At 48.0% G+C, this 25,021-nt stretch carries 21 protein-coding genes and 1 pseudogene; 9 read left to right on the forward strand and 13 right to left on the reverse strand.

Annotated features, from left to right (window positions below):
* The first annotated feature begins 94 nt into the window (after nucleotides 1-94).
* Nucleotides 95-538: a hypothetical protein gene (locus JXR92_RS04260; RefSeq protein WP_117588639.1), complete on the forward strand. Its 444-nt coding sequence runs from the start codon at nucleotides 95-97 to the stop codon at nucleotides 536-538.
* Nucleotides 531-734 (forward strand): helix-turn-helix transcriptional regulator, encoded by a 204-nt coding sequence (locus JXR92_RS04265; RefSeq protein WP_008662275.1) that lies wholly within the window; start codon nucleotides 531-533, stop codon nucleotides 732-734. Before JXR92_RS04260 ends, JXR92_RS04265 begins: the two co-directional genes overlap by 8 nt.
* Before the next feature lie 80 nt (nucleotides 735-814).
* Here the strand turns inward: JXR92_RS04265 and JXR92_RS04270 are convergent, their stop codons facing one another.
* Nucleotides 815-2,860: a helix-hairpin-helix domain-containing protein gene (locus JXR92_RS04270; RefSeq protein ID WP_138346284.1), complete on the reverse strand. Its 2,046-nt coding sequence runs from the start codon at nucleotides 2,858-2,860 to the stop codon at nucleotides 815-817.
* Between the two features lie 97 nt (nucleotides 2,861-2,957).
* On the opposite strand from JXR92_RS04270, the gene JXR92_RS04275 reads away from it, so the two are divergent.
* Entirely contained in the window at nucleotides 2,958-3,590 is a 633-nt protein-coding gene (locus tag JXR92_RS04275) for a DUF4294 domain-containing protein (protein WP_005833968.1), read from the forward strand.
* On the opposite strand, the gene JXR92_RS04280 is transcribed toward JXR92_RS04275, so the two are convergent.
* From JXR92_RS04280 to JXR92_RS04290, 3 genes are all read right to left on the reverse strand, one after another.
* Nucleotides 3,585-4,325, reverse strand: a complete 741-nt coding sequence (locus JXR92_RS04280; protein WP_138346286.1) for a DUF5131 family protein — start codon at nucleotides 4,323-4,325, stop codon at nucleotides 3,585-3,587. The two genes, JXR92_RS04275 and JXR92_RS04280, sit on opposite strands and share 6 nt — an antisense overlap.
* A gap of 129 nt (nucleotides 4,326-4,454) precedes the next feature.
* Nucleotides 4,455-5,417, reverse strand: a complete 963-nt coding sequence (locus JXR92_RS04285) for a YitT family protein (RefSeq protein ID WP_005825206.1) — start codon at nucleotides 5,415-5,417, stop codon at nucleotides 4,455-4,457.
* A 257-nt stretch (nucleotides 5,418-5,674) separates the two neighbouring features.
* Nucleotides 5,675-6,202: an RNA methyltransferase gene (locus JXR92_RS04290; protein ID WP_117688942.1), complete on the reverse strand. Its 528-nt coding sequence runs from the start codon at nucleotides 6,200-6,202 to the stop codon at nucleotides 5,675-5,677.
* Between the two features lie 464 nt (nucleotides 6,203-6,666).
* Between JXR92_RS04290 and nadA the strand changes: the two genes are divergently transcribed.
* The gene (nadA, locus tag JXR92_RS04295; RefSeq protein ID WP_005825202.1) at nucleotides 6,667-7,605 is read left to right on the forward strand and encodes a quinolinate synthase NadA; all 939 of its coding nucleotides are present in this window, start codon (nucleotides 6,667-6,669) and stop codon (nucleotides 7,603-7,605) included.
* A gap of 101 nt (nucleotides 7,606-7,706) precedes the next feature.
* Here the strand turns inward: nadA and JXR92_RS04300 are convergent, their stop codons facing one another.
* From JXR92_RS04300 to leuS, 3 genes are read right to left on the reverse strand one after another with little or no spacing between them, the layout of a single operon-like run.
* A complete protein-coding gene (locus JXR92_RS04300) occupies nucleotides 7,707-8,285 on the reverse strand; it encodes a non-canonical purine NTP diphosphatase (RefSeq protein WP_117880893.1) in 579 nt (192 codons plus the stop codon).
* Between the two features lie 37 nt (nucleotides 8,286-8,322).
* The gene (locus tag JXR92_RS04305) at nucleotides 8,323-9,225 is read right to left on the reverse strand and encodes a YitT family protein (RefSeq protein WP_117599927.1); all 903 of its coding nucleotides are present in this window, start codon (nucleotides 9,223-9,225) and stop codon (nucleotides 8,323-8,325) included.
* A gap of 5 nt (nucleotides 9,226-9,230) precedes the next feature.
* Nucleotides 9,231-12,068, reverse strand: coding sequence for a leucine--tRNA ligase (gene leuS, locus JXR92_RS04310; RefSeq protein WP_138346289.1), 2,838 nt, complete (start codon nucleotides 12,066-12,068; stop codon nucleotides 9,231-9,233).
* A gap of 351 nt (nucleotides 12,069-12,419) precedes the next feature.
* On the opposite strand from leuS, the gene JXR92_RS04315 reads away from it, so the two are divergent.
* From JXR92_RS04315 to JXR92_RS04330, 5 genes and pseudogenes are all read left to right on the forward strand, one after another.
* Nucleotides 12,420-13,298, forward strand: a complete 879-nt coding sequence (locus JXR92_RS04315; RefSeq protein ID WP_138346291.1) for a DMT family transporter — start codon at nucleotides 12,420-12,422, stop codon at nucleotides 13,296-13,298.
* A 57-nt stretch (nucleotides 13,299-13,355) separates the two neighbouring features.
* Nucleotides 13,356-13,430: pseudogene (locus JXR92_RS17540) on the forward strand (DNA-binding response regulator); the annotation flags it as partial.
* 108 nt (nucleotides 13,431-13,538) lie between these two features.
* Complete coding sequence (locus JXR92_RS04320; protein ID WP_138346293.1) at nucleotides 13,539-14,405, forward strand: hypothetical protein; 867 nt, start codon at nucleotides 13,539-13,541, stop codon at nucleotides 14,403-14,405.
* A 210-nt stretch (nucleotides 14,406-14,615) separates the two neighbouring features.
* Nucleotides 14,616-15,614 carry an alkaline phosphatase family protein gene (locus JXR92_RS04325; protein WP_226791282.1) on the forward strand — a complete coding sequence of 333 codons (999 nt, stop codon included), beginning with the start codon at nucleotides 14,616-14,618 and terminating at the stop codon, nucleotides 15,612-15,614.
* Nucleotides 15,615-15,809 (forward strand): hypothetical protein, encoded by a 195-nt coding sequence (locus JXR92_RS04330; protein ID WP_226791283.1) that lies wholly within the window; start codon nucleotides 15,615-15,617, stop codon nucleotides 15,807-15,809.
* Between the two features lie 116 nt (nucleotides 15,810-15,925).
* On the opposite strand, the gene JXR92_RS04335 is transcribed toward JXR92_RS04330, so the two are convergent.
* From JXR92_RS04335 to JXR92_RS04360, 6 genes are all read right to left on the reverse strand, one after another.
* Complete coding sequence (locus JXR92_RS04335; protein ID WP_138346295.1) at nucleotides 15,926-16,258, reverse strand: hypothetical protein; 333 nt, start codon at nucleotides 16,256-16,258, stop codon at nucleotides 15,926-15,928.
* Nucleotides 16,259-16,471: 213 nt separating this feature from the next.
* Complete coding sequence (locus JXR92_RS04340) at nucleotides 16,472-17,041, reverse strand: 6-bladed beta-propeller (RefSeq protein WP_171030467.1); 570 nt, start codon at nucleotides 17,039-17,041, stop codon at nucleotides 16,472-16,474.
* Nucleotides 17,042-17,090: 49 nt separating this feature from the next.
* Nucleotides 17,091-19,439, reverse strand: a complete 2,349-nt coding sequence (locus tag JXR92_RS04345) for a GH92 family glycosyl hydrolase (protein ID WP_138346299.1) — start codon at nucleotides 19,437-19,439, stop codon at nucleotides 17,091-17,093.
* A 23-nt stretch (nucleotides 19,440-19,462) separates the two neighbouring features.
* The gene (locus tag JXR92_RS04350) at nucleotides 19,463-20,254 is read right to left on the reverse strand and encodes a basic secretory protein-like protein (RefSeq protein WP_138346302.1); all 792 of its coding nucleotides are present in this window, start codon (nucleotides 20,252-20,254) and stop codon (nucleotides 19,463-19,465) included.
* Nucleotides 20,255-20,323: 69 nt separating this feature from the next.
* Nucleotides 20,324-22,663, reverse strand: coding sequence for a GH92 family glycosyl hydrolase (locus tag JXR92_RS04355; RefSeq protein WP_138346305.1), 2,340 nt, complete (start codon nucleotides 22,661-22,663; stop codon nucleotides 20,324-20,326).
* Between the two features lie 39 nt (nucleotides 22,664-22,702).
* A complete protein-coding gene (locus JXR92_RS04360) occupies nucleotides 22,703-24,982 on the reverse strand; it encodes a GH92 family glycosyl hydrolase (protein ID WP_138346308.1) in 2,280 nt (759 codons plus the stop codon).
* Between the last annotated feature and the right edge of the window lie 39 nt (nucleotides 24,983-25,021).

The following is a 25,021-nucleotide window of genomic DNA, read 5'->3' on the forward strand; positions in this document are numbered from 1 at the left end:
AAAAAGTAAATCATACATTACATTTTATCTATTTTACTTGTTTATATGTAAAGTATACATTACATTTGCAGATAACATCTAAATGCATAGTATTATGAGAAAGAACTATTTATTTCCAACCACTTTCAGAAAGATAGGTTGGTGTTTATTTGTCCCATTCGCCATCACGTCCTTCATCTGCCTTTTCGACGGCAGCAATGAAGATTGGTTGAAGGTAAACGCGTTGTCAGTAATTCCCTGGGGTATTATCAAGAACTCTTTATTCGACGAGTTGAGTATGATAGGGCTTACGGTTTCACTCTTGTTCATAGCTTTCTCAAAAGAAAAGGACGAAGATGAATGCATTGCCAATATTCGTTCAAACTCTCTTATCTGGGCTACCATAACAGCGTATTCCCTACTGATAGTATGCACTATGCTGATTTATGACATGCAATATCTTAATTTTGTATTTATAGACTTGTTCATGATATTGTTTCTGTTCATCATAAAGTACAACATTGAACTTTATAAATTTAGGAGGAGCAACAATGACTAATACATTAAGGGTAGAAAGAGCCATCAAGCATATGACCCAACAGCAATTGGCTGAAGCCATAGGAGTGAGCCGGCAAACCATCAATGCCATAGAATCGGGAAAGTATGTCCCTTCCACCTTGCTGTCATTGAAAATATCAGAGATATTCGGAAAGACTGTAAATGAAATTTTCATGTTGGAAGAAAGTGACAGATAAAGAGAAGACTCTAAAAAACTGTTTTAATTTTATTTCAGTTTTCTTCTGAGGCAACCTGAAAAATAAAATTAAAACAGTTTCTAAAACTTGATACGCAGTTGCATCTGCAAGTCCGCTTTCCTATTTCCCGGTATCTCATCATTGCCCGAACCAATCGTCTCCCTATCCTGATAAACCGTCTGTCCGAATTTGGCAAGAAACATGAAGTTCTTACTCAAATCATATCGCAGATGAGCGGAGTAACGGAACCCTTTGCCATAGAAGGAAGGGGTATAGAAAGTATATAACAATCCACGCTCGGAGGCGTAAACACGCGAATCGTAATCGTCCGTATGAAACCAGGTTCCCTGCACGGAAACTGACAGAGGGAAGGGGAAAGTGTACGAGCAAAATTGAGTACACTGATAACCTTGCCGTCTATCAAAGCGATACCCTTCCCCATCCTGCTGACGGAAGTGGTTATAATCTATTGTAGTACGAAAGATATATCTTCCCGGCATATAGGTCAGCCGATAACGGAGTTTATGGTGATAGATAGGTTCGATAACTGCACCGCTTGTACCCGTCACGTCTCTTTCTTTCTGTTTGTACCGATAATTAAAATACATCGAAAGGCTCTTTCGAGGAGTATAAGTAACCTGAAACATGGCATCCACTCCCTTTGAGGGCTTACTTATACGGTATTTCCACCAAGGAAAAGAAAACACATCCAGTGAAGTGAAAAACTTCCAATGAGCGAAAGGTGTGGCCTCTGCTGCCAAATACCATCCATTCTCATTCTGCGGCATACTGCTTTCGCCAAAGGAACGCCCAAACAAAGTCCAATAATCATATGAATAATACCGGTGAACAAGTAGCAGATGATAATCGGAAGAAAGATTATACTTCAGCCGGTTCAGCAACGCATAGCCTTTACTGCCGGTTGCCGCTTCCCCCACCCAGACAAAACGGCCCAGACGATACCTATAATCCATACCCACGTTATAGAAATCACTTCCATGAAGATTATACTTTGCATACTTGTTCAACCGAGGCTTGTAAGGACGGTTGAAAAAATAGTAAATCCCCGTTACTCCCACCTTCAGAGAGTTCTTTTCATAGGTCATGTTTCCACCTATTACCTGCAAGGCAAAGGCATTCATTTTATCTGCCTCCTTCTGCGTGCGATGCAACCCTGTCTTGTAAATGGAAGTTATCTCGCCATCCTCCACCACACCGTCCATGGAGCGATGCGAATAGAAAGCCGAAATATCCAAGTAAGGCAATACTCCCACCGTTGCCGCCACTCCCCGGAAATAATTGTACTCATCAGTAGAACTATGCTTACGGATGCCTCCGGTACGATATTCTGTTGTAGACATAGAGAATGTTTTTCCTAAACGAAAATCCGTACTAAGTACCAGTCCCTGCCCGAAGCTCAGACGGTAATTGCCCAATGCCAAAGCCTTCAGCCGCCCCAGATTCTTTATCAGAAAATAGAAAGAATAGTAATCATAGCCTTTTCTGTTGTGCAGGGCAAAGAATGGTTCTCCGGCATCCTTCTCTCCCGTCACGCCTATTTGGAGATAATCTCCATAATGAAAATTATAGCGCAAAGAATGGTAAAGGGAAGGTCCCAGGTAATTCTTCTCATATCCTTTACGGATATAGAACGGTACATCCAAACGTGCCAATGTTTCGTGTTTCCCGTATTTCAGTATAGATTTTAAAGCAGGATACCCCCTACCCGCTTTCACTGCCCGCACACAGACAAAGGGCAGCAGTAGGTCGATGGTACGTTTATCCATCTCCTCCACCAGTTGCAATTCATAAATGGTCTGCATCTGTCCGTATATATAGACATAAGCCAGAAGATTCTCTATCTGTATATCCGTAAGAAAAGGAAACTGCTCCAATTGCTGTTTAGTGGCGGCATTGAGGTTGACAGGCTCTTGCAGACGTCGGGACAACTCCTCCAATTCATCTTCCCAACCGTATTCTTCCTCATTCCCGATGGAAAGTTGTTCCAAATTTTCTTCCAAAAGAAGTAAAGGCTGTTCTTTCTGAAGGCCGGATATATTTTGAGCTTCAAGCATAGGAGTCATTGACAGCATACTTACAAAAACTCCTATCTTGAGTAATTCCATTAATAGTAGGTCACTTTCATGTTTTGGGAAGCGAAGTTACCTTAAATAAGTTAATTGAGCAAGGAAAAATCAACATGATGCAACAACATTACACAGAATGGTGTACTTTTGCAACATGAACGCAAGGCTTAACATAGTAATACTCATCATGTTTCTTTCTCTCGGAAGCCTGAAATGTTTTGCACAGCAGCAACCACAGTCTGCTGCGCAAAAGAGTGTCTATCTTACTCCCATGTGCGTTTACGAAGGAGATACCATCCCTTATGTCAAGCTCCCCACTGTCTACATCTTCAAGCCGCTTAAATTCAAGAACAAGCGCGACATGAACAAGTACTACAAACTCATTCGTGACGTAAAGAAGGTACTTCCCATCTCCAAGGAGATTAACCGTGCCATCATTGAAACCTACGAATACATGATGACCCTGCCCACCGAGAAAGCCCGCCAGAAACACATGAAAGCAGTAGAGAAAAGCTTGAAGGAGCAATACACTCCCCGCATGAAGAAACTTACCTTTGCCCAAGGCAAACTGTTAATAAAACTGGTAGACCGACAGACCAACTCCACCGGATATGAACTGGTAAAAGCTTTTATGGGCCCTTTCAAAGCCGGTTTCTACCAGACTTTTGCCGCACTCTTCGGCGCCAGTCTAAAGAAGCAATACGACCCTATGGGAGACGATGCATTGACCGAACGGGTGATATTGATGGTGGAAAGCGGACAATTATAAACTGATGTTTATTCCCGCCTTGCGTGCCTGCAAATGTTGAAACTGGCGTTTCACATCATATGTCTTTCCGTCTTTGACGAACTTAGAGCCGGTCTGCTTGAACCAGAACTCCACTTTATTTTCCACACAAATTCTGCGAAGGTCCATCACCCATTCAAAATCACAAGGGCGGGCTTCGTAACCGGATTCTCCCCCTGCAACTATCTGTTCAATCCATTCGCCAACAGCATAAGTACTTAAATCTATCCTTTCCAGCAGCGGTTCACAGATTATTATCTTATGCTTTATGGGAGCCATCCTATAGATGGGCAAGCGATAATCGGCGCAAGTCTGGTTTTCAACCGTACAACAGATGGTTACATTATCATATCCGTCTCCCCAATCATCGGGCAGACAGTCAGAAAAACGGTCTATACGCTTGGTAATCATCATAAAATGCAGATCACTGCGGTAACGAATCATCTCCCATGCTTCGGCCCGCCATTTGTCAGCATCTTCCACAAAGAAATCGGAAGTAAAGCAGGTGTAGACAAATGTTCCAGGTGGTATCTTGAATTCTCCGTTACGCTTTTTACGCAAAGGCAGGTCAAAGTTTTTTGTCCGCACCACCACCGAACTGTCCACCTCTCGCCGAGCATCACCACGATAAACATAACAATACTTACAACCTGCACTCAATTTATGGCAACCATGCCATAAGTTCCACATCATCGACTTCGCAACAATACCGTTCATTCAAACAAAAAACTTATAGTTAACACCATGTTGAAAACTATGTTAGCAACACAAATAATTAGTTATTAAACAATTGATATTAAGCTATATATTCAGTTAATAACAGAATGAACAATTGTTTATTACTACTTATTCGGGTTGTACCTCTCCTGCCATCGGAAGCTCTTTCCAACCTTCACCAAATGCATCATAAGCATCGGTAACCACTACAAAAGCCTTTGGGTCTACTTCCCTTATCTTCTGCTTGATACCTACCACTTCCTTGTAACTCACCACAAGAAACAGCATTTCCTTGTCTACATTGGTATAAAGACCACTACTCTTGATGCAAGTGGCTGTACGGTCCAAATCTTTAAGAATATAGTCGTGCAAAGCGGTAAGGCGCATATCACTGATGACAAACAGTATCTTGTCATTCTTCTCCCCATTTATCACATAGGCCAATACCCTCGAAGTGACAAAAATAGCTATCAGTGAATAGAAAGACAAATGCCACGAAGGTTGTGTAGCATCATCCGGATTTCCAATACCGAAACCGATAACCAATAGGCCGAATCCCACCACGATGCCATCTACCAGCAGTATCGCCTTTGAAAAACGTATATGGCAATATTTCTGCAATATCATCGCCACAATATCCGTACCTCCTGTAGTAGCCCGGCTACGCACTACAATACCACAGCCTATACCGATAACTACCGCACCAATCACAGAAGTCAGCATCAAATGGTCGGACATATTCAGACTGCCACCCAGCAACTGTGTAGGGTCCAACTGATGGAGCGCTTCTTCAGAAGGATAGGAGAGGAGAGACAGCACATTCATGGCAAGCGGAGTGAATAGTGCCGCCACGATAGTACGTGCTCCCAATTTTGCTCCCAGTACCAGCACGGAAATGATAAGCAAAGGAATATCAAACATATAACCGAAAGTACCTACTTGAATAGAAGGGAACAGATTATGAAGCACAATACTGGCTCCATACACCCCGCCAGGAACAAGATTATAAGGATTGATAAAGTAAACAAAACCTGCTGCCAGAATAGTACAACCTACAAAAATGCCTATCCATGAAGATATTATCTTTTTCATATCGATATGATTTATATATATTCAGCAAATATACAAAAAATAAGAAAAGACACCAACTGTACAGCAAGTTTTCCACATACAACCGATATGTGTTGAATACATGGTTAACAAAAAGGATAGATTAGGAGATAAAGCATTAATTTACAATGAATAAAGTGGTTGATTTTTATAATCAACCACTGTTCATAAAATCTCTCATCATACCTATATAGCTCCAACAAACCCGATATATTGACAGCTTATTAACAGCCCTGTTATTATCTCAGTTTCTTGAATAAATCCCAAATAACAATACCCGCCGTAACCGATACATTCAACGAATGCTTTGTGCCGTATTGAGGAATTTCAATGCAACCGTGCGAATGGTCAATCACTTCTTGTTGAACACCCTTCACTTCATTTCCCATTACCACAGCATACTTTTTAGTCTTGTCCAGCACCAGTTCGTCCAGCATCACACTACCTTCCGCCTGCTCTACAGAATAAACAATGTATCCCTCGGCTTTTAGGTTATCAACAGCTTCAACAGAGTTATCAACATATTTCCAATCTACGGTAAATTCCGCTCCCAAAGCTGTTTTGTGCATCTCCGGATGGGGTGGGATAGCTGTAATGCCACAAAGATAAATGCACTCGATGCGGAAAGCATCCGAAGTACGGAAAACGGAACCTATATTATGGAGACTGCGGATATTATCCAATACCACTACCAAAGGCAGTTTTTCGGCTTCCTTAAATTCCTCTACACTAATACGATTCAGTTCAGTTATCTTCAGTTTACGCATGACAATATACTTTTAAATCTCCCCGCAAAGATACTTTTTTCCGTTTATATCCCGGTTAATAACCGTTGAAAAGGTGTCAATACAATAGGGAAACAATTTTAAAAATAATCCTTGCATTATTCAAAGGTCTGCATATTACAGCAGTGAAACGAACAAACCAAAAAAGTTAAGGAGAATTTTCCAGGCTTCATTCAACATATTTTTCAGCCTGGTTTCATCGGTTTATAACTCTAAAGTTATTAACTTTGCATATTATTAACAACATGTTAATGCTGTTTAGCAGAAGTCTTATTATCAACGGATAAACTTAAAAACCCCGGTTTATAAGCATAAGAGTAAAATTCAGCTTGATACTAATAACTTCATAGGCAAGAAAAATCGTATTTATTTGTCCACACTGTTAACAGCCTATCATTACTATCAAAGGATTTTTAAAGAAGAAAGAGAAATTAAAAAATATAATTATGGATAATCTTATAGAAGCTATCAAGCAGCTGAAGAAGGAGAAGAACGCAATCATTCTGGGACACTACTACCAGAAAGGTGAAATACAAGATATAGCCGATTACGTGGGCGACAGTCTGGCTTTGGCGCAATGGGCGGCCCGGACGGAGGCAGACATCATCGTGATGTGCGGTGTGCACTTCATGGGAGAAACGGCGAAGGTACTTTGTCCCGACAAGAAGGTACTGGTGCCCGATATGGCAGCAGGCTGTTCGTTGGCAGACAGTTGTCCGGCAGACAAATTCAGTCAGTTTGTCAAAGAGCATCCCGGATATACGGTGATATCCTATGTGAACACAACGGCTGCCGTAAAGGCGGTGACCGATGTGGTGGTAACTTCTACCAATGCAAAGCAGATTGTGGAAAGCTTCCCCAAAGATGAGAAAATAATCTTTGGCCCAGACCGGAACTTGGGTAATTATATCAACTCCATTACCGGAAGAAATATGTTATTATGGGATGGCGCATGCCATGTACACGAGGAATTCTCGGTTGAAAAGATTGTTGAAATAAAACGGCAGCATCCCGATGCGGTGGTACTGGCACATCCCGAATGCAAGAGTACAGTCTTGAAACTGGCCGATGTGGTAGGCTCTACGGCAGCTTTGCTGAAGTATGCAGTGGCACATCCCGAAAAGAGCTACATTGTAGCTACCGAAAGCGGTATCCTGCACGAGATGCAGAAACAATGCCCGCAGACAACATTTATTCCGGCTCCTCCCAACGACAGCACTTGTGCCTGCAATGAATGCAGTTACATGCGGCTGAATACACTGGAAAAGCTTTATGATTGTTTGAAAAATGAATCACCGGAAATAAAGGTGGATGCTGAGATTGCAGAAAAAGCAGTGAAACCGATTAAGAGGATGTTGGAAATATCGGCTCAACTGGGGTTATAATGTGCTGATATGCTAATGTGCCAATGTGCTAATGACCTTTTGGCGTGACAGCGCAGCTAATTAGCACATTGGCACATTAGCATATCAGCACATTAAAAACATTATCTCATTAAAAACTTACACAACTTGTTAGTGGCCAATGCCCGGTGACTGATTTTATTCTTCAGTTCATTCCCCATTTCTGCAAAAGTCTGCGTATATCCTTCGGGAATGAATATGGGATCGTAACCGAAACCTGAAGTACCTTTTCTGTTTTTTGTGATTTCTCCTTTCACGATGCCCTCAAACAGATGTTCCTTTCCGTCGATGATAAGTACAAATACGGTACGGAATTGTGCCTTACGGTTCTCGATGCCCTCCATATCTTTCAGCAACTTCTTCATGTTTGCTTCCGAATTGTGTGCATCGCCGGCATAACGGGCGGAATATACACCCGGTGCCCCACCAAGGGCCTCCACTTCCAAACCGGTATCGTCGGCAAAACAGTCCAGATGATAGTTATCGAAGATATATTTTGCTTTCAGCAAAGCATTTCCTTCAAGTGTGTCTGCAGTTTCCGGAATGTCAGTATCGCATTTGATATCCTTCATGCTGAGAAGTTCGACCTTTTCTCCCAAAATGGCAGTCACTTCTTCCAGTTTGTGTGAATTGTTGGTGGCAAATACAAATTTCTTTCTCATATTATGTTCTCCTTATACTTGTGGCTTATACAAGTCCCTATTTCACTTTCAACCGGTCGAAACCTTCTCCGTATACACCGATGACGGAACTTTGGGAAATGAAAGCGTTCGGGTCTATATCTTTCACCATCCGGAATATTTCTACCGATTGGCGTTTGTAGGCAAGTACGACCAGTACCTTCACGTTGTGTTTACTGTACCAGCCGATACCGTCGAGTACCGTTACACCGCGATGGGTTTCTTTGGTGATGCGATCGGCAATCCTTTCATATTCTTTGGAGAAAATAAAGAATTGAACAGATTGCCGGGTGCTATTGACAATGTAATCCAGTACAAACCCGATGACAAACAAAGTTACAAAACCAAATATCACACGTCTCCAGTCATGAAATACCACGTAGCAGGAACTGATGATGATGAAGTCACAGGCCATTATCATGCGTCCCAGTGTGACATCCTTGTATTTGTGGATGATGGCTGCAATAATATCCGTACCTCCCGTGCTACCGTTGCAGTTGAATACGATGCCCAGGCCGGCACCGCACATTGCAGCACCTATCAGACAAGCCATGAAGTCTTGTCCTTCGCCCAGCAGTTGGGGAGGGACACCATCGGGACCATTCACCAACAGCTGGAAAAACCATAGAAAAAAGGTCAGTCCGAAGATGGCAAACGTGGTCTTGATACTGAACTTCGGTCCGAGTATCTTGATGGCAAAAGTCATCAGTACGGCATTGATGATGAAGTATGACCACTGGATGGGAAATCCAGTGGCATAATAGATGATGGCACCAATACCGGTAGTACCTCCGGTCGTAATCTGGTAAGGGATGAGGAAAGCTGCCCATCCCAATGCATAGCTGATGAGCCCCAAAGTGATGAAGATATAATCCTTCAGTTCCCTCGTCACTTCCGCTTTGGTTGGTTTTGTAATTTGCATATCTGTTATTTAACAACGATGTTCACAATCTTCTTTGGTACTACGATTACTTTGGCAATGGTCTTGCCTTCTATCCATTTTTCAGAGCGTTCTTCGGCCAATACAGCAGTCTGGATGGCATCCGATGCCGCATCTGCGGGGAATTCCATGTTGAACCGTGCCTTTCCATTGAAGGAAATGGTGTAGTTGACCGTATCTTCCACCAGGTATTCTTCGTTGCATACTGGCCACTTGGCATCGCATACAGAACCTGCATTGTCCAGAGTCTCCCACAATTCTTCGCATACATGCGGAGCAAAGGGAGCCAGAACGATGATGAACTGGTTCAGAATTTCCTTCTTGCTGCATTTCATCCCGAACAACTCGTTTACACAAATCATGAAAGCACTGATACTTGTGTTGTAAGAGAATTGCTCAATGTCTCCCGTCACTTTCTTAATCAGTTTGTGGAGGGATTTCAGTTCTTCCTTGGTGGCAGGTTCATCTGTTACCAGATAATTGTCGTTGCGGTCGTAGAACAGTGACCAGAACTTCTTGATGAAGCGGTGTACACCGTCTATTCCGTTTGTATCCCATGGCTTTGATTGTTCTACCGGGCCGAGGAACATTTCGTACATGCGGAGAGTGTCGGCACCGTATTTGTCGACAATCATATCGGGATTGACAACGTTGAACATGGACTTACTCATCTTTTCCACAGCCCATCCACAGATGTACTTGCCGTCTTCCAGAATAAACTCGGCAGTTGCGTATTCGGGACGCCATGCTTTGAAAGCTTCAAGGTCCAGAACATCATTGGATACGATATTCACATCGACGTGGAGTGGGGTAGTATCGTACTGGTCTTTCAGATTTAGGGACACGAATGTATTGGTATCTTTGATGCGATAGACAAAATTGCTTCGTCCTTGAATCATGCCCTGATTCACCAACTTTTGGAACGGTTCTTCGGCTACGGAGATGCCGAGGTCGTATAGGAATTTGTTCCAGAAACGGGAGTATATCAAGTGACCAGTTGCATGTTCGGTACCGCCTACGTAAAGGTCTACATTGTGCCAGTATTCATCTACTTTCTTATCCACAAGTGCCTGGTTGTTGTGTGGGTCCATGTAGCGCAGATAATAGGCGCTTGAACCGGCAAATCCGGGCATAGTATTGAGTTCCAGTGGGAAGACGGTGGTGTTGTCTATCTTTTCGTTTTCCACAACACATTTGTTCACAATATCCCAAGCCCATTTTGTGGCATGTCCCAATGGAGGTTCACCGGTTTCGGTAGGCAGGAATTTGGCAACTTCGGGTAATTCCAGGGGTAGGGCACTTTCATCAATCATATAAGGCATGTTATCCTTGTAGTAAACCGGGAACGGCTCGCCCCAATAGCGCTGACGTGAGAAAATGGCATCACGCAGACGGAAGTTCACCTTTACACGTCCCAGATTGTGCTCTTTCACATATTTCTTGGTAGCAGCAATCGCTTCTTTGATGGTCAGTCCGTTCAATGAAAGGTCACAATAGGGAGTAACACCTTCTCGTGGAGAGTTGCATACAATACCTTCCTTGGCATCGAAGCTTTCTTCGCTTACATCGCAACCTTCTACCAGCGGGCGGATTTCGAGGCCGAAGTGCTTGGCAAAAGCATAGTCACGGCTGTCGTGTGCAGGCACAGCCATGATGGCACCCGTACCATATCCGGCAAGCACATAGTCGCTTATCCAGATGGGTACTGCCTCACCGGTAAAGGGGTTGAGGGCATAGCTTCCGGAGAATACACCGGTAACGCTACGGTCGGTAATACGTTCGCGTTCAGTACGTTTTTTGGTGCGTTCCAGATAAGCGTTTACTTCATCTTTTTGTATGTCGGTGGTAAGTTGTGGTACCAGTTCGCTTTCGGGAGCCAATACCATGAAGGTGACACCGAACATGGTATCTGCACGGGTAGTGAAAATAGTGAATTCCAAATCACTGTCTTTCACTTTGAATTGTATCTCCGCACCTTCACTGCGTCCTATCCAGTTTTTTTGGGTTTCTTTCAAGGATTCGGTCCAATCAATGGTATCGAGTCCATCCAATAAGCGTTGTGCATAGGCAGATACACGGAGACACCATTGGCGCATTTTCTTCTGGATGACAGGGAAACCGCCGCGTTCACTGACACCGTCTATTACTTCGTCATTGGCAAGTACGGTACCAAGTTGCGGACACCAGTTAACCATTGTTTCGCCTAGATAGGCAATACGGTAGTTCATCAGGATTTCCTGCTGTTCTTTTTCACTCTTGGCATTCCATTCTGTGGCGGTAAAACTCAATTCCTCGCCACAAGCCACATTCATTCCTTCAGTACCGGTTTGGCTGAATGCTTCAATCAGTTCCTGGATAGGACGTGCCTGCTTTTTATCGTTGCAGTAGTAACTGTTGAACATTTTGAGGAACGCCCATTGGGTCCAATGGTAATATTCCGGTTCGCAGGTACGAATTTCGCGGTTCCAATCGAAAGAGAAACCTATCTTATCTAACTGTTCACGGTATCGGTTGATATTGTTGACGGTCGTAATTGCAGGGTGCTGTCCCGTTTGTATGGCATATTGCTCTGCTGGAAGACCGTAAGCGTCATATCCCATGGGATTCAGTACATTGAAACCTTGCAGTCGTTTGTAGCGGGCGTAAATATCCGAAGCGATATATCCCAGCGGATGACCTACGTGCAATCCCGCACCGGAGGGGTAGGGGAACATGTTCAGCACATAGAATTTCTTTTTCGTTTCGTCTTCCGTTACTTGGTAGGTTTTGTTTTCCACCCACCTTTTCTGCCATTTCTTTTCAATCTCCCTGAAATTGTATTCCATAGTGGTATTTATTAATATTTTGTTGAAAACATTGTTTATTCCATGGTTAAAACCGGTTAGTATCCGGTTAATATCGGTGCAAAGTTACGGGTTTATTTTCAGATTTGTAGCTAAGTAACATAAAAAACAATGGCAAAGGCTTGATAATTCACTTTTTATTACTTACATTTGTGATGTGCTTTTAAAACTAATTTTTTGTTTGTAATACAAATAATAGCTAAATTAATTCAATAGGATATTTACTAAAAGATTTTTAGGATATAGCGAAGGATGAAGTCTGGGAAGATTTCATCCTTCGCGTTATTGTGTTGAAGAAGAAAGTCGTATCTTTGCGCAACTTATCGGAAGTGTATGAACGCAATGAAAAATTATACTTATCATATTGTCGCCGTCCTTACGGTAGGTATTTGGGGTCTGACTTTTATTTCAACGAAAGTATTGATTGGGCATAGCCTTTCCCCGCAGGAAATATTCTTGCTTCGTTTCCTGATAGCTTATCTGGGCATCTGGTTTATTTCTCCCCGAAAACTGTTTGCTGATAATTGGAAAGATGAATCTTGGCTGTTTTTAGGAGGTATAGCAGGCGGTTCATTTTACTTTTTTACGGAAAATACAGCTTTGGAGATTACATTGGCGACGAATGTGGCATTTATTGTCTGTACGGCACCATTGCTCACGACCATTCTTTCTTTGTGGATTTATAAAAAGGAAAAGGCTACCCGTGGATTGATGGCTGGTTCTTTGCTGGCGTTGGTTGGTGTGGCATTGGTGGTTTATAATGGTAGTTTTGTATTAAAGATTTCTCCTTTAGGTGATTTCCTTACTTTACTTGCAGCTTTTTCCTGGGCATTCTATAGTTTAATAATGAGAAAAATGTCCAACTGTTACAGTATAATTTTTATTACCCGTAAGATATTTTTTTATGGGGTATTGACTATTCTTCCTGCATTTCTGATTCATCCCTGGAACTTCGACATTGTCCGTCTTCTCGAGCCGGCTATTTTGTTCAATTTACTTTTCCTGGGTGTATTGGCTTCTTTGATTTGTTTTGTAGTCTGGAACGTAGTCTTAAAACAGCTGGGAACGATAAGAGCTTCCAACTATATTTATCTGAATCCTCTCTTCACTCTGGTAGGTTCTGCTTTTCTGCTTGGCGAACAGCTTACTATAGTTGCTTTGATGGGGGCGGTGCTGATATTGGGAGGAGTATATTGGGCGGAAAAAAAGTAAAATTCTCCTTTTCTATGATAAAATTCTATCTTTGTCTTCAAAATAATAGGCAAGACGAAACTTCTTTCGGAAGACGAGTCGGTAACCATTAAAACAGTGAAAGGAGTAGGGTTGATATTGATAGAAAATTAATAATGTATTCTTCTATATTGTAATAATTTAGCAGTATATGTACTGCTCTTCTGATTTATTTTCGTTATTTTTGTATAGCAGTATTATGAATATAAATAAGGAGGGTATATGTGTATAAAACGGAAAGTCAATATTTCTTGTCTTGATGTCCGTTTGGGAATCTGCCTGCTGTTGGCTTTTGTGCCGCAGTTGCTTTTTGCGCAGGAAGACAGTGTACGTTTCATTCGTGACAGTATACAGATACAGCCAGAATTCAATGAATCTCTATTCTCTCCTTTTGAGCTTCCCTCTGGAAACTTTGCCCCTTCTTCTATGTTTCATCCGGAACACTCCTATTCTCTGCCCGATTTTTCACTGAAAGAGTCTCTTCGTCTGCCTTATCAGACCAATCCTTCTCTGCTATTTCGGGGAGATTACAGCGCAAGTGGTGTATTAAGACAGTTCCCTCACGGTATGTTATTCGGTTCTGGTGGGCAGACCAGCGTACCGGGTATCGGACGTTTCAACAATGCTTCCCTGGGATATCAGCACGCCTTTAACCAAAGGCTGACGCTTCAGCTTGGCGTAGATGCCATGAAGATAAATATGATTCATTCCACCGGGCAGGCTTTCAGTACTTCGGGAGTTTTGCGGTATCAGGCTTCGGACCGTGTAACTTTTAAAGTTTTCGGTTCGTATGCCATAGGAAATCCTTATGGGATGGATACCCACCATTATGGTGCCACCATATCGCTAGATATGTCCGAACGTTTTGGGATGGAAGTCGGGGTACAACGTTATTACGATGCTTATCGCGGTCGTTGGGAGACGGTGCCCGTGGTGATTCCTTATTATAAATTAGACAAGTTTAAATTAAGTCTGGACATGGGCGGAATTTTGTATGAGATTCTGCGTAATGTCGTTTTTCCTGATAAAATGAACTCCGGTGGGCCGACACTTGCCCCACCACGTTTTCAGATGCCACCGTTACGATAAAGCAAGTATCAATCCACTTATTTCTCCAGCACCGGGGAACCCTGCCTTCCCCGGTGCCGGAGAAATGGGCAGAGTTTTTTGAATGAAAGAACCGTGGTATTACGAAGACTTTTCCTCCTTTTTATTAGCCTTTTCCAGAGATTCTCATTAAATTTGTGCTCAAACTCAAATAATTCGACGACGAAACGTTACACCATCACTACCTTACTTGTGGCACTGTGGTGTATCAGCTTGTGTGCCCGTACCCAAAAAGCAGTCTATATCGTCATAGACGGAGTTCCTGCCGACCAGATAGAGCGCTTGCACACACCCGCTGTCTTCGACATCGCTTCAAGAGGCGCATATGCCCGGGCATATACCGGTGGAGAAATAGGCACTTACTCGCAAACGCCCATTATATCGGCCATCGGTTACACCAATCTGCTGACAGCCACCTGGCTGAACAAGCATAATGTGGGAGGCAATGACAACCTACAGCCCAATTACAACTATTGGACCATTTTCCGCATCGCCAAGGAGCAGTCGCGTCCGGTGAAGACCGGACTCTACTCGAGCTGGATCGACAACCGTACTGTGCTCATAGGAGAGAGCAAGGAGGAGACAGGCCGCTTGAAGATAGACTACGTCAGTGACGGTTACGATCTCGATAAAGTCCGCTTTCCGCACAAGGAGAAGGATTTGCATGTATTCGACTACGACGAACAAGTATCCAAGGATGCTGCCGAGAGCATCCGCCGGGATGCACCCGACCTCAGTTGGTTTTATCTGTGGTACACCGATGATGCAGGCCATATAGAGGGCAACGGCGAATTCTTCGATGCGTATGTGCGCAAAGCCGACGAGCAGGTGGCACGCGTATGGGAAATTGTGAAGTATCGCGAAGAGCATTTCGATGAAGAGTGGATGGTAGTGGTCACCACCGACCACGGTCGCACTGAAAACGGCTACGGACATGGGAGCCAGTCCGAGCGCGAGCACACCACCTGGATTTCGACCAACGTGCCGGTCAATGCGCATTTCGCAGACCGTAATCTGGCCATAACCGACATAGCTCCGTCTCTCAGCCGCTACCTTGGTTTCGAGGTGCCTTCGGATGTCCTTTGGGAGCAGGATGGCATTCCTTTCATCGGTCGGACAGACATCTGCGACTTGAAGACCATGCCTTATGACGACACCGTGACCTTGTCATGGCGCACTTACGCGGAGTAAGTGCCGGTCACCGTCTACGCTGCTACGACTAATCATTTCAAGACCGGAAGCAAGGACAATTACATCGAGCTTGCCAAGTTGCCCGCCGGCACCACTTCCTATACGGTAAATCTGAAAGAACTTCCCCACTCGAAATTCTATAAATTCGTAGTAGTTGCTCCTCATAATCATTTGAATCGTTGGTTCATGAAATAGAGAAATACCCCTGCTACAAATAGCTGTAGCAGGAGTAAATTCCATAAAGAGAGAGTTCTGATACATACTCGAACTTTTCTAGTTGGAGGTATTATGACATCCTTAATGTATATCTTTTATCCATGGACCTCTGTCCGTGCCAGTTCCACAAATCTTTTTCTGAGTTCTTCCGTATAGAACCGTGTATCTCCCGATTCCAAGTGCCCGTTCGTGTTCCAAAGCTGGAAGAAGTAGGCATCATGGCATTGGACGATGTGATCGTGCTGGATGGTGAAGTGCTCTCCCTCCTGCTGCAAGGGTAGTCTGCCCAATAGGGAGTTGTATAGTGACTTTGTTGTCCGCATATCGTCCGTTTCTTTGTCATATAGGGTGAAATACTCGTTTTCCGCATCTTCGAATTGCATCAACAGATACCTTTTCGACTGCTGGATACGGTCTATCCCTGTCACATAATTATCCTGGAAGACGGTTTGTAGGGCAGTGGTTCCGTCACCATCGATATACTGCTGGGGCAGTCACCGGTTTCCGAAATCTACCTTGTACCGTAGGGAGATGCTGTCGTCTTTCAGCTTGTACACTTCGTCGTAAGGATAGAACCACAACAGCGCTTCTTCATCAGTAGGTATCCAGGCTCCATTCCCGTTGCCGTCGTCCGCCTCCTCTTAGAAGGGAAGATGCTTTTCCAGCTTGTCACCCTCCTTCAGGTCCAGTGCGAACAGATGATAACAGCCTTCGTGTGTCCGGTTGCTGTTGGGCAGATAGAGCTTGTCGCCTATGCAGAACAAATCTTCCGTCCATATACCGTCGGCTGGTTTTTCGCGCAGGAACCGCCCTTCTGCATCGAAGAAGAAAAACTTGCCCAGGAAATGGTCGAATATCACCATTTCCGTCCCATGTACGGCGAAGCAGGAGATATGGGTGTACTCGCCCGGTCCGTTGCCCACCCGGTGGATGTCGGCTTGCAGCTTGCTGGTGGTGTCGAACACGAACACGCGCTTGCCAAGATTGTCCGCTATATAAATCAGGTCGTTCTGATAGATTAGTTTCGTGACTTCGCCAATCAGGCACTCATTCGTTGCTTCGAGCTGAAACATCAGGATGCTGTCTTCCACCATCGGCGCATAATCCAGCTTGTCGCTGATGTGTTTCCAGTCTATTTGCAGCACCTGGATGCCTGTATTTGCGGGCTTTATCCCGCCGCTGTGCGTGCACCCGGCGAGGACAAGAGCCAACAGATAGAAAATGTATTTTTTTATGTAGCAAAATAATGGTTGATTATACTTATTCCTCGGATACGGATTCGCCGGAACCATACTTCATTGTCTTCCCCTCTTTCGACAAGGAAGGCGGCACTGCTCCTTTCGATACTCCCCGGCGATAATTGGGTTTGCTGCTCATCACGAACCGCAGCTTCACTCCGTTGCGGATATCCTCATACGTCAGGTAGGATTTGTCATGCTTCTTGCCGTTTACGTACAGCTCTTTCACATATACATTCCGTGGAGACCAGTTGTCGGCCTGCATCTCTATCAGCTTGCCGTTGCTCATCTTCACGCTGGCGGCCTCCAGGCAAGGCGAGCCGATGTTGTAGACATTGCTTGAGGGCGCTACCGGATAGAATCCCAGACAGTTGAACAAATACCATGCCGACATTTGTCCGCAGTCGTCATTCCCGCTCAGCGCATCGGGTGTGTTGCCATAGAAGCGGTCTACGATGGCACGCACCCACTGCTGGCATTTCCAAGGCTCTCTTAAGTAATTGTAGAGATAAGCCACATGGTGACAAGGCTCGTTGCCGTGCCAGTAAGCTCCGATACGGCCTTGAATGTCGTGTGCTCCGGGAATATCCTCAGGCAACTCCACGGTGAACAGCTCGTCGAGGCGCTTCTTGAACAACTCCTTTCCTGCCAGATTGATGTACCCTTGCACGTCTTGGGGTACATACCAAGTGTATTGCACTGTGAATCCTTCCGTGATATCGCCCCAGCCGTGCACCGAGCCGGGACCTTGATAGGCTACGGGAGTGAACGGTGTGCGCCACTGGCCCCGGCTGTCGCGTCCGCGCATGTATTTGGTCTCGGGGTCAATCAGTGTCTGGTAGGAGAGGGCACGGTTCAGGAAGTAGCGATAATCCTCTTCCTTGCCCAGCTTGCGGGCTGCCTGTGCGATGCAATAGTCGTCGTAGGCATACTCCAAGGTCTTCGATACCGATTCTGCCTCCTTGTCGAAGGGTACATAGCCCAGTTCGCGATACTCCGGTAGACAGTCGTAGTGGGGATTCATCGCCGTAGTCTTCATGGCTTCGTAGGCGCGCTCGTAGTTGAAGCCCGGCACTTCCTTCACAATCATGTCCGCCAGCACCGATACGGCGTGATAGCCTATCATGCACCACGTCTCGTTGCCGTAGAACGACCAGACGGGCAGCATCCGCTCCACGCTTTTGTCATAGTGTGCCAGCATGGAGTTGGCAATGTCGGCGTTCACGTCCTGATGCACCAGGTTGAACCAGGGATGCAGGGCGCGGTACGTATCCCACAGCGAGAAGACGGTATAGTTCGTAAATCCTTCGGCCTTCTCGATGTTCTTGTCCAGCCCGCGAAAGCTGCCGTCGGCATCCTGGAAGATGAACGGGTGCAGGGCGGCGTGGTAGGCCGAGGTATAGAACGTTTCCTTGGTCTTGCGGTCGGCAGTGAGGGTATATTTGCTCAGTTCCTCTTCCCACAACTCTTCGCCCCGGGTTTTCAGGGCATTGAAGGTCAGGCCGTCCAGTTCGCGGAGGTTGCGTGCGGCTCCGTCGGTGCTGACGGCAGAGATGGCGGTCTTCACGGTCACTTCCTCTCCCTCTCGGGTGGCGAAGGAGATGCAGGCCACCAGGTTCTTGCCCCATGCCTCGCGGTCGCTGCGGAAGCGCGAGGTGTTGTAGATTACCGGTTTTCCATCCTGCATGATGCGCAGTCCGTCCAGTTTCTTCGAGAAGGTGGCGGTGAAGTAGACATGGCGTTCGGGGCCCCAGCCTTTCACCAGCTTGTAGCCGGTCAGTGTGGAGTCGTTCACCATGCGCAGATTGGCCCATTCGCACGACTGCCACAGCGTATGGTTCAAGTCGATGAGGATAAACGCTTTCTCCGCTTTGGGATAGGTGAAGCGGAACATGCCGCTACGCAGGCCCGAGGTCATTTCGGCCTTCACCCCGTAGTCGTCCAAGTGTACGGTGTAGTAATTGGGCGTGGCCTGTTCGCGTTCGTGCGAGTAGCGCGAGCGGTAGCCTTCGTCGGGATTCTCGGGTGTGCCGGGAGTGAGCTTCGCCTCGCCCGTGCCGGGCATGAAGAGAAAGTCGCCCAGGTCGGGGATGCCCGTACCGCTCAGGTGGGTCAGACTGAAGCCCATCAGCGAGGTGTGGTTATACTTATAGCCCGAGGCCGCATCGTAGAAGCGGTGGTTCGTGTCCGGGCTTATCTGGATACCTCCGAAGGGAATCTGGGCACCGGGATAGACGTTGCCGTAGCCGTCGGTACCCACGAAAGGATTCACGTAATCGATGAGCTTCTCAGATTGGGCGATGCCCGGCGCGGAGAGCGCCAGGCATGCCAGTGTGAATCCTAAAAACTGTTTTTTACCTTTCTTGTCCATTGTTCATAGTCTGTTTGTATGTGTTATGCTTCGATGTCTCCTATGGCCACCTGGTACTCATGCCACAGGTCGTCAATATTGTATTTTTCGCCCAAGACGTGCTTGATGGCACCGTCGAACGACCAGGGCACCACCTCGAGCGTGCTGCGGTTGAACTTGCGCAGGAACTCGGGGTCCTTGTTGTCGCGCAGCCATACGAAGAAGTAGCCCGCTTTCCGGTAACCGTCCATGTAGTTGCCGCCTTTGGGGCGTCCATCAGGACCAAAGCCGCCGTTGGCCACGCGCACAGCATCGGCCATGCCCTCGATGAATGCCCAGACCACGCGGTTGGTACCATACGAGCCGATGCCTTGCGGTTCCAGCTGGTAGGCGTGGGTCAGTTCGTGCAGCAGCACGCCGCGGGTCTCGAAGAAGAGTTTTGCGGTATCGGCTTCGGCAAATGATTTTTCGATGTGGCGCGTGCTGTAGAAGATGGTCACGTCACCGTTACTGCCTCCCTTGGCGGAGATGCCGTCGATGTCTTCCAGCGTATAGTGGATGTTGTGCACCGGTGCGATGCTGTCTTCGGGCGAGGCATAGAGCGTGGCCAGCACGGTGCGTGCCTGTTCCTTGATGTACGATTCGGCATCGGGAATGATGCGGTGATAGATGTCCGAACCGGCCGATTCGGGTGCTTTGTCTTCGAAGAGGATAGTGCCGACGTTGTAATCGTTCCAGTCGGTCGGTTTGGCTGCAGTTTGTGTATGTTGCTGGCACGCGTAGGTGCCGAAGGCGGCTGCCAGGCAGGCAGTGTAGAGCAGATTTCTTGTTTTCATATCTTTTGAGTTTTTAAGTTGTCGGTTGAAGTTTCGCAAGTTCTTATACTGTTGATAAGCAGTGGCTTCTCAATTCTCCTCCTTTCCGTCCGTCAGTGAGTAAGGCTTCGCGTTGGTGGCGGTGCCTCGGCGCTTGTTGGGCGAAGCGGCCATCTTGAATTCCCATACGCCACCCTCCAATAGGTCGCTGTGGCTGATGTACATGTTGCCGTATTCCTTGCCGTTGATGCGCAGCGACTGCACGTAGCGCTTCTTGTCACTTACACCGGGTGCTTTGATTTCCAGTGTCTTGCCGTTGGGAAGTTCTAGTTTCAGGTAGGGCAGGTAGGGAGCGCCCAGCACATATTGATTCGTACCCGGGCATACGGGATAGAATCCCATCACCGAGAAGAGATACCAGGCCGACATCTGCCCGCAGTCATCGTTGCCGCCCAAGCCGTTGATGTCGTTCCGATACATCTTGTTTAGGATTTCGCGCAGCCAGTACTGCGTCTTCCAGGGTTGCGAGGTCCAGGCGTAGAGGTAGGGCACGTGGTGGCTCGGCTCGTTGCCGTGGACGTAGCCGCCTACAAGGCATTCGGCAGTGATGTCTTCATTGTGCTCATAGTACTTCTCGGGCAGGTGCATGGCGAAGAGTTTGTCCAGCTTCTCCATGAACTGCTTTTCACCTCCCATCACTTGCATCAGTCCCAGCACGTCGTGGGGCACGTGGAAGGAGAAGTTCCAGGAGTTTCCTTCGATGAAGCCTTCGCCGTAGGTTTGCAATACGTCGAACTCCTGCTTGAAGGAGCCGTCTGCCAGGCGCGGGCGGGCGAAGCCGATGGAAGGATCGTACAGGTTGCGGTAGTTGAGGGCGCGCTTGCGATACACGTCCGCCAGTTCGCGGTGGCCTGCTTTCAGGGCTGCCCGGTAGATGGTGAAGTCATCGTAGGCATACTCCAGCGTACTGGAGGCAGCCGTACCGCTCTTTTCCAAGGGGATGTAGCCCAGTTTTATGTAGTCGGCCACCCCTTCATAGTAGGGCACGGTAGAGGTACTGACCATCGCCTTGAGGGCTTCGTCGGTTTCGCCTTTCAAGACGTCCTTTACCAAGGCGTCCGATACGGCCGACACTCCGTGATAGCCGCTCATGCACCAGTTCTCGTTGCCCATCAGGCTCCACACGGGCAACATGCCGTGTACACTCTGCCGGGCGTGGGCAATCATCGACTTCACCATGTCCGCATTGCGGTCGGGCTTCACCAGGTTGAGGAAGGGATGCAGGGCGCGGTACGTGTCCCAAAGGGAGAAGATGGTATAGTTGGTGAATCTGTCGGCACGGTGGATGTTGTGGTCGAGTCCGCGGTACTGGCCGTCCACGTCCATGTAGACCGAAGGATTAATCATGGTGTGGTAGAGCGAGGTATAGAACATCGCTTTCTGATCTGCTGTGCCTTCCACGGTGAAGTGGCGCAGTTCGCGGTTCCAGCTTTCGCGGGCTTCGTCGGCCAGCTGTTCGAAGCTCTTGCCGGCGGCTTCGGCGCGCAGGTTCTTCAGGGCGCCTTCGGTGCTGACAGCAGAGAGGGCCACTTTGACTACGAGCTCGCTGTTCTGCCGGGTGTCGAAATGGAAGTAGGAGACGATTTTCCTGCCGGTGATTTCGGGGAAGTTCTTCTCCAGCTTGAAGCGGCGCCAGAAGCCGTTGTACTTCACGGGTTCCAAGTCACGGTAGCCGTAGTCTCGTATGGGCTGCGAGAGGGAGATGGCGAAGTAGGTGTAATTGGTGCGCGCCCATCCGTTGGTAATGCGGTAGCCAGTCAGCAGGGTGTCGTTCTCCACGCGCAGGTTGGCCCAGAGCACTTTGCCGTTGTAGTTGTAGATGCCGTGCGTTAGGTCCAGTACGAGGTGCCCGGCTTCGCCCCAAGGGAAGGTGTATTTGTGTATGCCTACCCGTTGCGTGGCGGTGAGCTGGACACGTATGCCATGGTCGGCCAAGGTCACTTCGTAGTATCCGGGCGTAGACTTCTCGGTGGCGTGGTCGTAGCGCGAGCGGTAGCCCTCGTTGGGAGTGGCGGCACGTCCGGGAGTGAGTTTCGGGCTGCCGGTGGCGGGCATCAGCAGGATGTCGCCCAGGTCGGAGTGGCCCGTGCCGCTCAGGTGCGTGTGGCTGAAGCCGACGATGGTGGAGTCGCTGTACTGATAGCCGGCACAATACTCGTAGGCCTTGCCCTGATACCGTCCGTCCACGTTGTGCGGGATGGTATCGGTGTCCGGGCTGAGCTGTATCAGCCCGAAGGGAGTGCAGGCCCCGGGGAAGGTGTGTCCCATGCCATTGGTGCCGATGATGGGGTTGACATAGTCGGCAGGCTGCTGGGCCGCTACTTGCAGGGTCGCGGCTGTCAGCAGGATGATGAATGTTTTAATCTTCATGATGATGTGGTTAAGAATGTTTTTGTCATTTATGACTTGTTACTCATTGCTGAGTGAATACGGAAAATCGCTCTCCTTCACGCCGCGCGTCTTGTTCGGACGGCTGTCCATGTTGAAGGTCAGCTTGCCACCGCGCAGCAACTCGAAGTGGTCGAGGTAGTTTTTGGTATAGTTCTTCCCGTTGTAGTTGAGGGAACGGATATAGCGGTTTTCATCACTGTTTTTCGGGGCGGAGATTTCAAGTTTTTTGCCGTTTTCCAGTTGCAGCGTCACCTTCTTGAAGTAGGGGGCACCGAGCACGTACTGGTCGCTTCCGGGGCAGACGGGGTAGAATCCCAGTGCGGTGAACACATACCAGGCCGAGGTCTGTCCGTTGTCCTCGTCGCCGCAGTAGCCGTCCGGTGTGGGCAGGTAGAGGCGGTTCATGGTTTCGCGCAGCCAGTATTGGGCTTTCCAGGGCTGTCCGGCGTAGTTGTAAAGGTAAATCATGTGCTGTATGGGCTGGTTGCCGTGGGCATAGTTTCCCATGCCGGCTATCTCCATCTCGCGTATTTCGTGGATGACACCGCCGTAGTAGCTGTCGTCGAAGACGGGGGGCAGGCTGAACACGGAGTCGAGCATGGCGGTGAACGTCTGCTTGCCGCCCATCAGGTCGATGAGTCCCTGTACGTCGTGGAAGACGGACCAGGTGTAGTGCCAAGAGTTGCCTTCGGTGAAGGCGTCGCCCCACTTGAAGGGGTTGAACGGTGCCTGGAAGGTGCCATCGGCGTTGCGTCCGCGCATCAGGCGGGTTTCGGGGTCGAACACGTTGCGGTAGTTGCGGCTGCGTTGCTTGTAGAGTTCCAGCTCCTGGGCGGGTCGGCCCAGGAGCTGTCCCATGCGGTAGATGCACCAGTCGTCGTAGGCATACTCCAGCGTACGTGCCACGTTTTCGTTTATCTTCACATCGTAGGGCACATAGCCCAGCTTGTTGTAGTGTTCGTAGCCGTATCGGCCCGTGCTGGCAATGCGGGGGTGTACGCTGTTGGCTCCGTGCAGCAGTCCTTCGTACATCTTTTGTGCATCGGCCTTGGTGATGTTCTTTATGAAGGCGTCGGCCACCACGGAGGCAGAGTTGTTGCCCACCATGCAGCCTCGGTGCCCGGGGCTGGCCCATTCGGGGAAGAATCCGCTTTCAAGATAGGTGTTCAGCAGTCCTTCCTGCATCTTCTCGCCCATGGAGGGGAAGACGAGGTTGACGAAGGGGAAGAGGCAGCGGAACGTGTCCCAGAAGCCGGTGTCGGTAAAGAGGTGTCCCGGCAGCACCTGTCCGTTGTAGGGGCTGTAGTGCACGGTTTCGCCTTGGGCGTTTACTTCGTGAAACATGCGTGGGAAGAGCACCGAGCGATACATGCAAGAGTAGAACGTGCGCAGGCGGTCGGTGTTGTCATCCTCCACGCGGATGCGCCCAAGGATGTCGTTCCATGCGCGGCGGCCTTCTTCCTTGGTCTGGTCGAAGCTCTTGACGCCTATCTCCTTCAGGTTCAGTTCCGCTTGTTCGGGGCTGATGAACGAGGAGGCCACGCGGGCATGTACCTGTTCGCCTTTCTTGGTGGAGAAGCCGATGGCGGCACCTACGTGGTTGGATTGCAGTTCGAGGTGTTTCTCCACGGTATGATAGTCAGCCCACACTTTGTTGAAGGTGAAAGGCTTGTCGAAGACGATGACGAAGTAGTTGCGGAAATTCTGGGGCACGCCTCCGCTGTTGCGTGTGGTGTAGCCTACGATTTTCTGCTCTTCGGGGATGACCTTGATGTACGAGCCTCGGTCGAAGGCGTCCACCACCACGTATGCCTTGTCTGCCTGGGGAAAGGTGAAGCGGAAGTAGGCGCAACGCTCCGTAGGGGTGATTTCGGTAGTGAGGTTGTATTCGGACAGATAGACGCTGTAGTAGTGGGGCATCGCTTTTTCCGCCTTGTGCGAGAACCACGAGGCGCGCTGCTCCTGGTCTATCTTCAGCCGGCCGGTCATGGGCATGATGGAGAATTGTCCGTAGTCATTGATCCACGGACTGGGTTGATGGGTCTGCTTGAAGCCGCGGATTTTGTCCGAGGTGTAGGTATAAGCCCATCCGTCGCCCATCTTTCCGGTCTGGGGCATCCAGAAGTTCATGCCCCAGGGGCGGGCGATGGCGGGGTAGGTGTTTCCGTTGGAGAGTGATATCTTGGAGTCGGTGCCCATCAGCGGGTTGACGTAGTCCACCGGCTCTTTCTGCTGTGCATGCCCTGCAAGGATGGAAGTCGCTACGGTAAGTGCAAGGATTATTTTCTTGTAGTTCATAGGAATGAGGTTGATAATGTGAATACTTTGGGGAGAGAT

It is taken from the genome of Bacteroides parvus, from assembly GCF_017309675.2.
Lineage (GTDB): Bacteria > Bacteroidota > Bacteroidia > Bacteroidales > Bacteroidaceae > Bacteroides > Bacteroides uniformis.